Raw genomic sequence first — 13905 nt, forward strand, 5'->3', positions numbered from 1 at the left:
TATCCGGCCATGGATGCAAAGCTGATTTACGTAAAAACCCCGATCGGGGATGAGGCGGTCCGACAAAGTACGCGTGTCGTGCAGCGAAATCTTCGCATGGTCCTCGTTCAGGTTGATGGAAAACTGAATGTGGCGGAATTGTCGGAAAAAATAGGCAACCCCCGCCTGGTTGAGGGGGCCTTGCGTGAATTGGAAGAGGGGGGATTCATTGCCACGAAGCAAGGGGCTGTGCTGGTCAGGGAGGCTGCGAAGCCTTTGGCCTTGAGCACGGAAAGGGTTTCGGCGATCTCCCAGTTCTCGACTTTCGGGAAAAATGCATCGGGCCATCACTCTGTAGTCGCGCCAGAGAGCGCGGTCAGTCAGTTTTCCTCATTCGGCAAACCGGTTTTGCCTGCGGCCGGGCGCCTCAGCCAGATGCCTCCTGTCGCCAGGCCCGAGCCCGCTGTATCCGGCGACTTCGTTCGCCCTCCGTTGAGGGCAGGTTCGATTGCGCGGTGGTTGCTTGTGGCTCCGTTCGCCATGCTCTTGTTGCTGTTGCTTCTTGTTCTGGGCTATCCCTACGACAATCTGAAGCCGGGAATCGAAGCGGCGGCTGGCAAGATGTTGCAGGCGCCGGTGCAGGTTGCTAGTGTGGGTGTGGCGTACTGGCCACGACCAGCCCTGCTTCTTTCCGGTGTGCGGGTCGGTGAGTCCGCTGATGTAACGATTGATCAGGTCCGTATTGCCTCGCCGCTGTCCCTGCTGGGTTCTGCGCCGCATCTGCTTTCCCGGGTTGATCTGCTGGGGATTTCGGCGCCAGCCGATTTTCTGGTTTCTTCCCGTCTGTTCCAGGCGTCATTGCGCGATGACGCTCCGGTCATTCAGCGTCTGACGTTCGAGAAGCTGACTGTTTCAGCGAACGATCTGGCGTTGCAGGATCTGTCCGGAGAGGTTGTTTTCAAGAACGACGGCGGTGTGGAAAAGGCCAGTTTCGGTAATGTCGATCTGGGTATCCGCTTGTCCGCGACGCCGGCCAAGGGTGGCTTCCTGCTCGATATCGAGGGGTTCGGCTGGAAACCGTTCGGGCAGGTATTGAGCTTTGATTCCTTGCAGGCCAAAGGGCTTCTGCAAAAAGGCAAGCTGGTTATCCAGAGTTTCGATACGACTTTTTTGAATGGCATTCTGAAGGGAAGCTGGTTGCTCGACTGGAGTGGGAGCGGCTTGTCGATGGCCGGTGAAGCCAGCCTGGCTCGGCTCGATTGCCGCAAGGTCAGTGCGGCCTTTGTTCCTGAGTTGAAGCTCGAGGGGGAACTCAGTGGTAGCCTGCGTTTACGCGGTAGTGGCAAGGACTGGAATGCTCTGCTGCGCAGTATCGATGCCAATCTTGATGCTGATATTGCGCGCGGGATTTTGCATGGGGTTGATCTGGGGGAGGCGGTCCGGCGCGGAGCCGGTTATGTCGTCAATTCCGGTTCGACCAAGTTTGATCGCCTGAAAGTTGCTGTTGCAATCAATCCGCGCCAGGTTGTCGGGCGCGATCTCCAGATGTCGGCGGGGATGGTTACTGCAAGCGGCCAGTTTTCCGCCGTTGCCGATCGGCCTCTCGAAGCCGGTTTGCTGGTCACGATGCAGTCTTCGGTATCAACCGCGCGCACCGCGGTCCGGGTCAGCGGTGTCTTGCCGAATCTGAGCGCAGTCAGCGGGCGATAAAAAAGGGCAGGACCGAAGTCCTGCCCTTTGCCATCCTGCCGGGCCTGATTGATCAGGCCTTGGTGACAGCGGCGATGGCCTTGGCCACGTAGTCGAGGTTCTTGGTGTTCAGCGCGGCCAGGCAGATGCGACCGGTCGACACGGCGTAGATGCCGAATTCGTCCTTCATGCGTTCAACCTGGGCGGCGGTCAGGCCGGTGTAGGAGAACATGCCGCGTTGCTGGGCGACGAAGGAGAAGTCCTGCGGGCAACCGGTAGCCTTGATGGCATCAACCAGGCCGGTGCGCATGGCGCGGATGCGCAGACGCATGCCTGCCAGTTCTTCTTCCCACTGGGCGCGCAGTTCGCTCGAAGCGAGAACGGCAGCAATCAGCGCACCACCGTGGCTCGGCGGGTTGGAGTAGTTGGTGCGGATGACGCGCTTGACCTGCGACAGCACGCGAGCCGATTCTTCCTTGGCGGCGGTGACGACGGACAGGGCGCCAACGCGTTCGCCGTACAGCGAGAAGTTCTTGGAGAACGAGCTGGAGGCGAAGAACTGCAGGCCGGAAGCCGAGAAGGCGCGGATTGCGACGGCGTCGGCATCGATGCCGTCGGCAAAGCCCTGGTAGGCCATGTCGAGGAAGGGCACCAAACCGCGTTCCTTGCAGATGCCGACGACTTCGGCCCACTGGGCGTCCGACATGTCGGCGCCGGTCGGGTTGTGGCAACAGGCGTGCAGCAGCACGACGGAGCCCGGGACCATGGCGTTCAGGTCGGCCTTCATGCCGGCGAAGTTCACGCCGCGGCTGGCGGCGTCGTAGTAGGTGTAGTCTTCGACCACGAAACCGGCGGCTTCGAACAGGGCGCGGTGGTTTTCCCAGGACGGGTTGCTGATGTAAACCTTGGCATCCGGATTGAGGCGCTTCAGGTAATCAGCGCCGATGCGCAGGGCGCCCGTGCCGCCGATGGCCTGGGCGGTAATCACGCGGCCGGCAGCGAGGAGTTCGGAGTCCTGGCCGAACAGCAGGTTCTGCACGGCGGTGTTGTAGGTGGCCGGGCCTTCGATCGGCTGGTAGCCGCGCGGCAGGGCTGCCTTGACGCGGATGTCTTCGGCCGTCTTGACGGCGCCGAGCAGGGGGATCTTGCCGTTGTCGTCGAAATAGACGCCAACGCCGAGGTTGACCTTGGTGCTACGCGTGTCGGCGTTGAAGGATTCGTTCAGGCCGAGAATGGGATCACGCGGGGCCATTTCCACCGCAGCAAAGATCGAAGAGGACATAAAGACTCCATGGAATAATAGGCACAATGTTCGCACAGCGATCTTGCCGGGCGAGAGAAACCGAAGAATTTTAGCATGATAGAAACCCCGACCAATACACCCGTAGCCTGCTTTGAAGGCAGTCCTTTCCGTCTGCATCAGCCGTTTCCGCCGGCCGGTGATCAGCCCGAGGCAATCCGCCTGCTCGTCGAGGGGCTGGAGGATGGTCTGTCCTTCCAGACGCTGCTTGGCGTGACCGGCTCGGGCAAGACCTACACGATGGCAAATGTGATCGCCCGGACCGGTCGACCGGCGCTGGTGCTGGCCCCGAACAAGACGCTGGCAGCGCAGTTGTACTCGGAGTTCAAGGAATTCTTTCCGGAAAACTCGGTCGAGTATTTCGTCTCCTACTACGATTATTACCAGCCGGAAGCCTATGTACCGTCGCGCGACCTGTTCATCGAGAAGGACAGTTCGATCAACGATCACATCGAGCAGATGCGCCTGTCGGCAACCAAGAGCCTGATCGAGCGGCGCGACGTGGTGATTGTCGCGACGGTGTCCTGCATCTACGGTATCGGCGATCGCGACGAGTATCACAACATGATCCTGACCATGCGCGTCGGCGACCGTCTCGATCAGCGCGCCATCGTCAAGCGCCTGACCGAAATGCAGTACGAGCGCAACGACATGGATTTCCACCGCGGAACATTCCGCGTGCGCGGCGACATCATCGACATCTTTCCGGCCGAACACGCCGAGCACGCCATCCGCGTTTCGCTGTTCGACGACGAGATCGAAGGATTGCAGTTTTTTGACCCGTTGACCGGTCATCTGCTGCACAAGGCGCTGCGCTTCACCGTGTTCCCGGCTTCGCATTACGTGACGCCGCGCGATACCGTGGTGCGCGCCATCGAGGCGATCAAGACGGAGTTGCGCGAGCGGATCGACTTCTTTACGAAGAACAACAAGCTGGTCGAAGCGCAACGTATCGAGCAGCGTACCCGTTTCGATCTCGAATTACTCGACCAGATCGGCTTCTGCAAGGGCATTGAAAACTACTCACGGCACTTTTCCGGGCGTCGCGCCGGCGAAGCGCCGCCGACCCTGATCGATTACCTGCCGGCCGATGCGCTGATGTTCATCGACGAATCGCACGTCACCATCGGCCAGGTTGGCGGCATGTTCAAGGGCGACCGCTCGCGCAAGGAGAATCTGGTCGATTACGGCTTCCGGCTGCCTTCGGCGCTCGATAACCGGCCCTTGCAGTTCAACGAATTCGAGTCGCACATGCGGCAGACGGTGTTTGTCTCGGCGACGCCGGCCGATTACGAAAACCAGCATGCCGGGCAGGTCGTCGAACAGGTGGTGCGGCCGACTGGCCTGGTCGATCCGGAAGTGATCGTGCGTCCGGCGTCGACCCAGGTCGATGACCTGCTTTCGGAAATCAGGAAGCGGGTCGAGGTCGGCGAGCGCGTTCTGGTCACGACGCTGACCAAGCGCATGTCGGAAGACTTGACGGATTTTCTTGCCGACAACGACATCAAGGTGCGTTACCTGCACTCGGATATCGATACCGTCGAGCGCGTCGAGATCATTCGCGATCTCCGCCTCGGCGAGTTCGATGTGCTGGTCGGTATCAATTTGCTGCGCGAGGGCCTTGATATTCCGGAGGTGTCGCTGGTCGCGATTCTCGATGCCGACAAGGAAGGATTTTTGCGTTCCGAGCGCTCGCTGATCCAGACCATGGGCCGGGCGGCACGTCATATCCATGGCACAGCCATCCTTTATGCTGATACAGTTACGCAATCCATGCAGCGCGCCATCGCCGAAACCGGGCGGCGGCGCGAAAAGCAGATCAGTTTCAATCTGGAGCAGGGTATTACGCCGCGCGGTGTGTCCAAGAAAATCAAGGACATCATCGATGGCGTCTACGATGCAGAATCGGCGCAGACCGAGCAGAAAGCAGCCCAGCAGCAGGCTGCCTATCTGGCCATGGATGAAAAGAGCGTTGCCAAGGAAATCAAGCGTCTGGAAAAACTGATGCTTGAGTGTGCAAAAAACCTTGAATTCGAAAAGGCGGCGGCAGCCCGCGACGACTTGTTCCGGCTCAGGGAACGGGTCTTCGGTGCGGCGCCCCACGACCCTGATGGAGACTAATAAAAATGATATATCGCGTGCTCTTTGTGTGCATGGGAAATATATGTCGCTCCCCGACGGCGGAAGGCGTCTTGCGGCAATTTATCCGGCTTAACAATATGGGTGACAAGGTCGAGGTTGATTCGGCCGGAACGCATGGCTATCACGTCGGCGAGGCGCCGGATTCGCGGACGCAGCGTGCCGCGGCCGTGCGTGGCTATAACCTTTCGCAGTTGCGGGCGCGCAAGGTGGCGCGCCAGGATCTCGATTATTTCGACCTGGTTCTCGCCATGGACAAGAACAATCTCGACAACCTGCAACGTTTGGCGAGTCCGGAGCAGCAGGAAAAGATCAAGCTGTTCATGGATTTTTCAAAAAATTTCGACGACAACGAAGTGCCTGACCCGTATTACGGGCTTGGGCATGGTTTCGATCTGGTACTTGATATGGTTGAAGATGCGGCACAGGGGTTGATCGAGGAGATCAAGGAAAAGCTGGCGCATTCCTGATTCGCTATCTGAACAGGAAATAAAAAGGGGCACCCGCGGGTGCCCCTTTTTTGTCAGGCTGAAACGCTTAGTTTTGCGTTTCCACCATGACCAGCGGTGCGTCCTGAGCCTGTTCTGCGGCCGTCTTCTGCTTGCGCGGACGACCCAGCTTGACCGGAGCTTCCGGTTGGGCCATGAGCGGTTCCGCCGTGGTTTGCACGAGGACCAGGCCGCTTTCGGAGAGAGTCTTTTCCAGGTCAACCGGAGCAGCAGCCGGTGCCACGATTTCCTTGCGTTCGACGATGTCGACCGTTACGGCGCTAATCGCGGCTTCCGGTTCTGCAGCAGGAGGAGCGATTTCAGCTTGCGGCGCGGCTTCAACAGGTGCTGCTGGTGTCTCCACCGGCGCTGCGACTTCAACTGCAGGTGCAGCGACTTCAACCGCCGAAACTGCGACTTCAGCTGCCGGAGCGGCTGCTTCGGTGACGGTGACGACAACCGGTTCGACAGCAGCGGGTGCGGCTTCCTGAACGGCGACCGGGGCAGGTTGGGCGGCCGCCGGTTCCGCTGCCGGAATCACGACGACAACCGGTTCCTGGCTGATCTGCTCTGTGCTTTCGGCAACTGCCGGAGCCTTGTCCTGCGTTTCGGCCGGTGCAGCATTGGCGCCATTGTTCTCGGCTTCATTGCGACGCTCGCCGCGACCGCGACCACCGCGACGACCACGGCGACGGGCGCCCTGTTCTTCGCCGTTGCCGGCTTCCGGTGTTTCGCCAGAATTGCCCGGCAGGTTCAGGTTGGCCGTCTCAGCGACAGTGACCGGGGCATTGAGCTTGTTGTCGACGCTGGTTTCTGCCGGTTGCTGGCGATCGCGGCGTTCCTTGCGTTCGCCGCGCGGGCGACGTTCCTGACGCTCGCCTGCGTTGGCTGACGGCGTAGCGGTCGACTCCTCACGCGGGGCTTTTTCCGAATTGCGTTCGCCGCGTTCGTTGCGATTGCCGCGCTCTTCGTCACGTCCCTTGTTGCGCCCGTTGCGGCGGCCATCACGGCCTTCGCCGCGTTCACGACGACCGTCATTGCGGCCTTCGCGCGGCTTTTTCGGTGCCGGCTGGGCAACCGGTGCGGGTTCGGCAACCTTGGGTTCGCTACGGAACCAGGAGAAGATCTTGGCGATCAGGCCGGCTTCAGCTTGCGCTGCTGCCGGTGCCGGCGCTTCCACCGTCTTTTCCGGCATGATCGGCGCCGGCTGTTCCGGCGAGATACCCTTGATCATGGCTTCCTGGCGCGGCTTGGCAGCTTCGTCCTTGCCGTTGCCCGGCTTGCTGGCTTCCTCGATCGGGGCGTCGACCATCTTGTAGGACGGTTCGCGCACATCGTCGTTGTTGAGGTCGTCGTGGCGCAGGCGGGTAATCGAATGCGCCGGCGTTTCCAGGTGGATGTTCGGGATCAGCAGGATGGTGACCTTGTGGCGCAATTCGATGGCCTGGATGTCCGGGCGCTTCTCGTTGAGCAGGAAGGTGGCAACATCGACCGGCATCTGGACATGCACGGCGCCGGTATTTTCCTTCATCGCTTCCTCTTCGAGGATGCGCAGGATGTGCAGCGCAGCCGATTCGGTGGAGCGGATGTGGCCGGTGCCGGTACAGCGCGGGCAGGAGATGTAGCTGGTTTCGGCGAGGGCCGGGCGCAGGCGCTGACGCGACAGTTCCATCAGGCCGAAGCGGCTGATCTTGCCCATCTGGACGCGGGCACGGTCGAAACGCAGCGCATCGCGCAGGCGGTTTTCGACTTCGCGCTGGTTCTTCTGGTTTTCCATGTCGATGAAGTCGATCACGATCAGGCCGCCCAGGTCGCGCAGGCGGAGCTGGCGGGCCAGTTCTTCAGCGGCTTCGAGATTGGTCTTGAACGCGGTTTCTTCGATGTCGGCACCCTTGGTGGCGCGACCGGAGTTCACGTCGACTGCAACCAGTGCTTCGGTGTGGTCGATGACGATGGCGCCGCCGGACGGCAGGTTGACTTGGCGGACGAAGGCGGTTTCGATCTGGTGTTCGATCTGGAAGCGCGAGAAGAGCGGCACATCGTCGCGGTAACGCTTGACGCGATTGATGTTGGCCGGCATCACCGTGCCCATGAAGGCGCGGGCCTGTTCGTATACTTCATCGGTGTCGATGAGGATTTCACCGATTTCCGAATGGAAGTAGTCGCGAATGGCGCGAATGACCAGGCTGCCTTCGAGGTAGATCAGGAAAGCGCCGCTCTGCTGCTTGGCGGCGCCTTCGATGGCGGTCCACAGTTGCATCAGATAATTCAAGTCCCACTGCAGCTCTTCAGCCTGGCGGCCGATGGCTGCGGTGCGGGCGATCAGGCTCATGCCGCTGGGCACTTCGAGCTGATCCATGGTGTCGCGCAGTTCGGCGCGCTCGTCACCGTCGACGCGACGGGAAACACCACCGCCGCGCGGATTGTTCGGCATCAGCACGAGGTAACGGCCGGCCAGGGATACGTAGGTGGTGAGGGCGGCGCCCTTGTTGCCACGTTCGTCCTTGTCGACCTGGACGATCAGTTCCTGACCTTCCTTGAGGGCTTCATTGATCTTGGCACGACCAACTTCGACGCCGGGCTGAAAATAGGAACGGGAGATTTCCTTGAACGGCAGGAAGCCGTGTCGATCCGCGCCGTAGTCTACGAAGCAGGCTTCGAGACTGGGTTCGATGCGGGTAATGATCCCTTTGTAAATGTTGCTTTTACGTTGTTCCTTGGCGGCTGATTCAATGTCTAGGTCAATCAGTTTCTGACCATCAACAATGGCGACACGGAGTTCTTCAGCCTGTGTCGCATTGAAAAGCATGCGTTTCATTATTTTGGGGCTCCAGCGCGCTTGGAGCACGCGACAGGGAAGCGCCAGTTCAGGCAGCGACAGTTTCAGTTAGCGGATTGCTTCATGTAAATAAATGGCAAAGGCGACGAAGAATGTGCTGATCAACAAATGGCTGCGTGTTTTTTATTGAAATTCGCAACCTGATAATTCCTGCAACGGGCAATCCGTGCGTGCTTAAGGCGGGCTAATCCATTAACATCACTACTTTTGGTGAGTGAACTTAACCAGTCGTTTTACGTTGGTCAGGCTTGCGCAAGTGGCGCAAGTGAGACTTCGGAGCCTGCCGTGCGGCGGTCGCGCATTTAGCGCGTGGCGAACGGTCTGACGGTTCGGAATCTCTTGCAAACCTAGACGAAAAACGTGGGCAGTATATTAGAAAATGAATGATGCTGGTAACAATTCGGTCACCCATGTCGTGATCGGCGAAGAAGAAGAGGGCCAGCGTCTTGACAACTATTTGATCAGACGTTGCAAGGGGGTTCCGAAGAGCCACCTTTATCGCATTTTGCGCAGTGGTGAAGTGCGCGTGAACAGCCGGCGAGTCGATGCGACTTATCGTTTGTGTGCCGGTGACAATCTGCGTATTCCGCCGATCCGCATTGCCGAGCGGCCGCAAAATGAGGTCGATGAGGCGGCCAAGCAGCGCGTCGATTTGCCGATCATCTATGAAGATGAGGCGCTGCTCGTCATCGACAAGCCGGAAGGCATTGCGGTGCACGGCGGCAGCGGTGTCAGCTTCGGTGTGATCGAGGCCTTGCGCCGGCAGCGGCCCCTGGCCAAGTTCCTTGAGCTGGCGCACCGCCTCGATCGCGAAACTTCGGGCATTCTGCTGGTTGGCAAGAAGCGTCTGGCGCTGACCGCGCTGCACGACATGTTCCGCGAGCACGGGGCCGGTGCTGACAAGCGTTACCTCGTGCTGGTCAAGGGGCGCTGGATGAACAACACGCAGCACGTCAAGCTGCCGCTGTACAAGTATCTGACCGAAGGTGGTGAGAGGCGCGTCATGGTGCGCGATGACGGCAAGGCGTCGCACACGGTTTTTCGTCTGCTGGCGCGCTGGCCGGAGATGAGTCTGCTCGAGGCGCAATTGAAGACTGGGCGCACGCACCAGATCCGGGTGCATCTCGCGCATCTCGGTTTCCCGATTCTCGGCGACGAGAAGTACGGGGAATTCGCCCTCAACAAGAATCTCAAGCGCGAGGGGCTGAAGCGCATGGCGCTGCACGCTTGGCGCATGGCCTTCCGGCATCCGCTGACGGCGGCGCCGCTGGAGTGCGTGGCGCCCTTGCCGGGCAGTATCGGTGACTATATCGCAGCGGTCGACGCGAAAAAAACACGCGAATTCACCGCCGAAAACCTGCAACAAATTCTCGGGAAAGAACTCTGAGCAACATGAAGTATCAACTGATCGTTTTTGACTGGGATGGCACGCTGCTCGATTCGGCGGGTGCCATCGTCAGCGCCATCAAGGCATCGAGCCGTGATCTCGGTTTGCCTGAGCCGAGCGACGAGCGTGCCCGGCACGTGATCGGGCTGGGGTTGACCGATGCCTTGCGGCATGCGGTGCCTGAATTGCAGCCCGAGCGCTACCAGGAGATGGTCGAGCGCTACCGTTTTCATTACCTGTCGGGGGATAATCAGCTGACGCTGTTTCCCGGTGTTCCTGAAATGCTGGCTCGCCTTCAGGCGGCCGGGCATATCCTGACGGTGGCGACCGGCAAGAGTCGTCTCGGGCTGGAGCGGGCACTGGATCATTCCGGTTTGCGCCCCTTGTTCCAGGCCTCGCGTTGTGCCGATGAATGCCATTCGAAGCCGCATCCGCAAATGCTGGAAGAGCTGACGGCGGAATTCGGCGTGGCGAACGAGTCGACCGTGATGATCGGCGATACTTCGCACGATCTGTTGATGGCCAGCAATGCCGGGGTTGATAGTCTGGCGGTGACGTACGGGGCGCATCCGCACGAACATTTGCTGGAGCATAAGCCGCGGGCCTGTCTGCACAGTGTTCGGGAGCTCGACGATTGGCTGAAGCGCTACGCCTGATTTGCGCTGGCAGCGAGGTGGTCGAGGCGGGCCGGGGATTTCGTTTCTTGGTCGAGCGTTACGGCCAGCCGGCTAACGCTTTTGTCATTCGCCATCATGGGCAGGTTTTTGCCTATTTCAACGAATGTGCGCATGTTCCGGCGCAACTGGACTGGCAGCCCGGCGAGTTCTTCGATCATTCCAAGCTATACTTGATTTGCTCGATTCATGGCGCGCTTTATGCTCCGGATACGGGCAGGTGCCTTGGTGGACGCTGTGGTAAAAAGGGGCTTAAGCCCCTGCCGGTACGCGAAATCCAGGGGCAGATTTATTTAGAACTGGAAAACAGTCATGGATAACCCCCAATCTCCCGACACGAATTCGTCCTGGGAGCGTAAAACCCTGGAAAAGCTGGCCTTTGCCTCGCTCGAAGAGCAAAAGGCGAAGCGGCGCTGGGGCATTGTCTTCAAGGCGCTCGGTTTTGCCTATCTGCTGGTCGTTCTGTTCGCGTTGGTCGATTGGGGGGCTGGCGCCGAGCATGAGCAGCGCCATACCGCGATGGTCACGCTGAATGGCGTCATCGAGGCCAAGGGCGAGGCCAATGCCGAAAATCTGATCGCCGCGCTCGATGCTGCCTTCGAGGAAAAGAACGCGGTTGCCGTTGTGTTGCGCATCAACAGTCCGGGCGGTAGTCCGGTTCAGGCCGGCATGATCAACGACGAAATCCGTCGCCTGCGCGGCAAATATCCGGATAAACCGCTTTATGCCGTGGTTGAGGATATGTGCGCTTCCGGCGGTTATTTCGTGGCTGTGGCGGCTGACAAGATTTACGTGAACAAGGCCAGCATTGTCGGCTCGATCGGCGTGCTGATGGATGGCTTCGGCTTCAATGGTGTCATGGACAAGGTTGGCGTCGAGCGCCGCCTGCTGACGGCCGGTGAAAACAAGGGCTTCCTTGATCCGTTCTCGCCGCAGGTCGAGCGCCACAAGGCGCATGCCCAGACGCTGCTTAACGACATTCACCAGCAGTTCATCGATGTCGTCAAGGCGGGCCGTGGCAAGCGCCTGAAGGAAACGCCGGAAATGTTCTCTGGTCTGATGTGGACAGGTGTGCAAAGCGTGCAGATGGGCCTAGCCGACGATTTTGGCAGCATCGACTCGGTGGCGCGCGACGTCGTGCAGGCCGAGAAGGTGCTTGATTATTCGGTCAAGGACAATATTGCCGAACGTTTTGCCAAGCGTCTCGGGGCTGGTGCGGTCAACGGCCTGTGGAAGGGTGTTTCCGAAAGCGCGCTCGGGGCGCGCCTGCGGTAAGCCTCAGGCCAGTAGCAGAAAGACGGTCGGACGCCGCTCGATTTCGGGCGGCGTTTGTTTTTTCCACTGGGCAATTGTTTTGGTAATGACCGATTCGCCGGGCAGGGTCAGGTCGGTGGCGACGGTCAGGCGGGTTGCCGGCTGGCAGGTTTGCAGGACGGCATCGAACATGGCGCGGTTGCGATAAGGTGTTTCGATGAACAGCTGCGTCTGCATGCGCTTGCGCGATTCGGCCTCGAGTTCGCGCAGGGTCTTGCTGCGATCGGCTTCCTTGGCCGGCAGGTAACCCTGGAAGGCGAAGCGCTGGCCGTTCAGTCCCGAAGCCATCAGGGCGAGCAGAAGAGAGGATGGTCCGATCAGTGGCACGACCCGGATGTTTTCCTTTTGTGCCAGCGCAACAAGGTTGGCACCTGGGTCGGCGACGGCGGGGCAGCCTGCCTCGGAAAGCAGGCCGATGTCGTGGCCGGCGCGCAGCGGCTCAAGCAGGCGGTCGAGAGCTGCATCCTTTGTGTGTTCGTTCAGTTCCTCTAGCAAGAGTTCCTGCAGGGGTTTTGCTGTGCCGGCGGCTTTCAGGAAGGCGCGGGCCGTCTTTGCTTGCTCGACGACGAAGTGCGTCAGCGGGTGAATGACCGTCAGGACATTGGCCGGGAGTGACTCCTGCGGCGCGGTCGGGCCGAGCGGAACCGGGATCAGGTAGAGGGTGCCGGCCATTATAGAATGCTGATGCCCTGGTTGCGCAACAGGTCGCACAGTGCGATCAGGGGCAGGCCGACCAGTGCATTCGGGTCGTCGCCTTGCATGCTGCTCAGCAGCGCGATACCGAGTCCTTCCGATTTGGCCGAGCCGGCACAGTTATAGGCGGGTTCGCGGCGCAGGTAATTTTCGATTTCGCTGTCGTTCAACTGGCGGAAACCGACCAGGGTCGGAATGCCGCGTACTTCGGCTTGTCCGGTGCGGGCGTTGTAGAGGCAGAGGCCGGTGAAGAAATTGACGGTTTTGCCGGAGAGGGCGCGCAGTTGCTCGACGGCGCGTTCGTGGTTGCCGGGTTTGCCATATATTTTGCCGTCGACCGTTGCGACTTGGTCGCTGCCGATGATCAGGGCGTCCGGGAATTCGCTGGCCACGGCGCGGGCCTTGGCTTCGGAGAGGCGCAGGGCGAGGCTTTCCGGCGATTCGTCGGGGAGCGGCGTTTCGTCGGTTTGCGGGTTGGCAACGGTAAAAGAAAGGCCGAGGCGGGCGAGGAGTTCGCGGCGATACGGCGAGGTTGAAGCGAGGATAATGGGTTGGGTCATGAAAGTTTCGTTACAACAAGGTGTTGCGCCGACTTCTTGAAGCAGCACTTTGTTTTGACTTGGAAAGCCAAAAATAATATCATCTTGCGTTTAAGTCGCAACGGTTCAAGATTGAAAAGGATTCCTGACGCTTTTGTGTTCGCCAAGGATGGGCGTGTTCTCGAAGGAGAGCTGGCCGTCGCGGACTTGGAACGCCTGCATGATCTGCTGGCAGAGGTGTCTGGAAGCGTTAGCTTCCGACTTCAAGGTTCCAAGGGTGAGCATGGAAAATATTTCCTGCAGCTGGAAGTTGGTGGGTTGCTCCCGCTGGCGTGTCAGCGTTGCCTGGAAGCGGTTCCTTTCGAGCTTGATGTCGATTGTCTTCTGGAGTTGCTTCCCGAGGGTGCCGACATGTCGCAAGACGAACTCGAAGACGACACCCGTGATTTCCTGCCGGTGGCAGGCGAACTGAGCGTGGCCGAATTGGTGGAGGATGAAATCCTCCTGGCCCTGCCGGTCGCGCCGCGGCACGAAAAATGTGGTTTGCCTGGCGCAGCCGGTTCTGGTGAGCGGATCAATCCGTTTGCTGTTCTGGGTGGGCTTAAAGGCAAGCCGAACTGATTTTTTTGGAGTATTAACATGGCTGTTCAACAGAACAAAAAATCCCCGTCCAAGCGTGGCATGCATCGCGCCCATGATTTCCTGACCGTTGCTCCGCTGGCTGTCGAGCCGACGACCGGTGAGACGCACCTGCGTCACCACATCTCCCCGAACGGTTTCTACCGTGGCAAGAAGGTCCTGAAGGCCAAGGGCGAGTAATCGTTCATTGAAAGGCAGGCGGTTCGTCTCGGACCGCCTGCCTTT

Annotated in this window: 13 protein-coding genes; 9 read left to right on the forward strand and 4 right to left on the reverse strand. The window is 59.7% G+C overall.

What is annotated here, in order from left to right; all coding sequences use genetic code 11:
• Positions 1–9 precede the first annotated feature (9 nt).
• Entirely contained in the window at positions 10–1689 is a 1680-nt protein-coding gene (locus KIG99_RS18630) for an AsmA family protein (RefSeq protein ID WP_226461526.1), read from the forward strand.
• Positions 1690–1741: 52 nt separating this feature from the next.
• Here KIG99_RS18630 and KIG99_RS18635 read toward each other — a convergent pair whose 3' ends face one another.
• On the reverse strand, positions 1742–2950 hold the full coding sequence (locus KIG99_RS18635) for an amino acid aminotransferase (RefSeq protein WP_226461527.1): 1209 nt from the start codon (positions 2948–2950) through the stop codon (positions 1742–1744).
• Positions 2951–3025: 75 nt separating this feature from the next.
• On the opposite strand from KIG99_RS18635, the gene uvrB reads away from it, so the two are divergent.
• Both uvrB and KIG99_RS18645 read left to right on the forward strand, forming a co-directional pair.
• Positions 3026–5089 carry an excinuclease ABC subunit UvrB gene (gene uvrB, locus KIG99_RS18640; protein WP_226461528.1) on the forward strand — a complete coding sequence of 688 codons (2064 nt, stop codon included), beginning with the start codon at positions 3026–3028 and terminating at the stop codon, positions 5087–5089.
• A gap of 5 nt (positions 5090–5094) precedes the next feature.
• Entirely contained in the window at positions 5095–5577 is a 483-nt protein-coding gene (locus KIG99_RS18645; RefSeq protein WP_226461529.1) for a low molecular weight protein-tyrosine-phosphatase, read from the forward strand.
• A gap of 67 nt (positions 5578–5644) precedes the next feature.
• Here KIG99_RS18645 and KIG99_RS18650 read toward each other — a convergent pair whose 3' ends face one another.
• Entirely contained in the window at positions 5645–8413 is a 2769-nt protein-coding gene (locus tag KIG99_RS18650; protein ID WP_226461530.1) for an Rne/Rng family ribonuclease, read from the reverse strand.
• 400 nt (positions 8414–8813) lie between these two features.
• Between KIG99_RS18650 and KIG99_RS18655 the strand changes: the two genes are divergently transcribed.
• Genes KIG99_RS18655 through KIG99_RS18670 form a run of 4 tightly spaced genes read left to right on the forward strand, consistent with a single transcriptional unit; the run spans position 8814 to position 11770 of the window.
• Positions 8814–9821, forward strand: a complete 1008-nt coding sequence (locus KIG99_RS18655) for an RluA family pseudouridine synthase (RefSeq protein ID WP_226461531.1) — start codon at positions 8814–8816, stop codon at positions 9819–9821.
• Positions 9822–9826: 5 nt separating this feature from the next.
• Positions 9827–10477 (forward strand): HAD family hydrolase, encoded by a 651-nt coding sequence (locus KIG99_RS18660; protein ID WP_226461532.1) that lies wholly within the window; start codon positions 9827–9829, stop codon positions 10475–10477.
• A complete protein-coding gene (locus KIG99_RS18665) occupies positions 10456–10815 on the forward strand; it encodes a Rieske (2Fe-2S) protein (protein WP_226461533.1) in 360 nt (119 codons plus the stop codon). The genes KIG99_RS18660 and KIG99_RS18665 overlap by 22 nt, the downstream gene beginning before the upstream one ends.
• Positions 10808–11770, forward strand: coding sequence for a S49 family peptidase (locus KIG99_RS18670; RefSeq protein WP_226461534.1), 963 nt, complete (start codon positions 10808–10810; stop codon positions 11768–11770). Before KIG99_RS18665 ends, KIG99_RS18670 begins: the two co-directional genes overlap by 8 nt.
• Positions 11771–11773: 3 nt before the next feature.
• Here the strand turns inward: KIG99_RS18670 and KIG99_RS18675 are convergent, their stop codons facing one another.
• Together KIG99_RS18675 and KIG99_RS18680 are read right to left on the reverse strand one after the other, a co-directional pair.
• Positions 11774–12481, reverse strand: a complete 708-nt coding sequence (locus KIG99_RS18675) for an SAM-dependent methyltransferase (RefSeq protein WP_226461535.1) — start codon at positions 12479–12481, stop codon at positions 11774–11776.
• Entirely contained in the window at positions 12481–13062 is a 582-nt protein-coding gene (locus tag KIG99_RS18680; RefSeq protein WP_226461536.1) for a Maf family protein, read from the reverse strand. The genes KIG99_RS18675 and KIG99_RS18680 overlap by 1 nt, the downstream gene beginning before the upstream one ends.
• A gap of 36 nt (positions 13063–13098) precedes the next feature.
• Between KIG99_RS18680 and KIG99_RS18685 the strand changes: the two genes are divergently transcribed.
• Positions 13099–13662 carry a YceD family protein gene (locus KIG99_RS18685; RefSeq protein WP_226461537.1) on the forward strand — a complete coding sequence of 188 codons (564 nt, stop codon included), beginning with the start codon at positions 13099–13101 and terminating at the stop codon, positions 13660–13662.
• Between the two features lie 18 nt (positions 13663–13680).
• Positions 13681–13860: a 50S ribosomal protein L32 gene (gene rpmF, locus KIG99_RS18690; protein WP_226443759.1), complete on the forward strand. Its 180-nt coding sequence runs from the start codon at positions 13681–13683 to the stop codon at positions 13858–13860.
• Positions 13861–13905 lie beyond the last annotated feature (45 nt).

Origin of the sequence: Quatrionicoccus australiensis (genome assembly GCF_020510425.1) — a bacterium.
GTDB lineage: Bacteria > Pseudomonadota > Gammaproteobacteria > Burkholderiales > Rhodocyclaceae > Azonexus > Azonexus australiensis_A.

Excerpts from the sequence above, each read along its gene's own strand:
- KIG99_RS18630 (WP_226461526.1), top strand. The coding sequence starts at position 10 with ATGGATGCAAAGCTGATTTACGTAAAAACCCCGATCGGGGATGAGGCG.
- KIG99_RS18635 (WP_226461527.1), bottom strand. The coding sequence starts at position 2,950 with ATGTCCTCTTCGATCTTTGCTGCGGTGGAAATGGCCCCGCGTGATCCC.
- uvrB (WP_226461528.1), top strand. The coding sequence starts at position 3,026 with ATGATAGAAACCCCGACCAATACACCCGTAGCCTGCTTTGAAGGCAGT.
- KIG99_RS18645 (WP_226461529.1), top strand. The coding sequence starts at position 5,095 with ATGATATATCGCGTGCTCTTTGTGTGCATGGGAAATATATGTCGCTCC.
- KIG99_RS18650 (WP_226461530.1), bottom strand. The coding sequence starts at position 8,413 with ATGAAACGCATGCTTTTCAATGCGACACAGGCTGAAGAACTCCGTGTC.
- KIG99_RS18655 (WP_226461531.1), top strand. The coding sequence starts at position 8,814 with ATGAATGATGCTGGTAACAATTCGGTCACCCATGTCGTGATCGGCGAA.
- KIG99_RS18660 (WP_226461532.1), top strand. The coding sequence starts at position 9,827 with ATGAAGTATCAACTGATCGTTTTTGACTGGGATGGCACGCTGCTCGAT.
- KIG99_RS18670 (WP_226461534.1), top strand. The coding sequence starts at position 10,808 with ATGGATAACCCCCAATCTCCCGACACGAATTCGTCCTGGGAGCGTAAA.
- KIG99_RS18675 (WP_226461535.1), bottom strand. The coding sequence starts at position 12,481 with ATGGCCGGCACCCTCTACCTGATCCCGGTTCCGCTCGGCCCGACCGCG.
- KIG99_RS18680 (WP_226461536.1), bottom strand. The coding sequence starts at position 13,062 with ATGACCCAACCCATTATCCTCGCTTCAACCTCGCCGTATCGCCGCGAA.
- rpmF (WP_226443759.1), top strand. The coding sequence starts at position 13,681 with ATGGCTGTTCAACAGAACAAAAAATCCCCGTCCAAGCGTGGCATGCAT.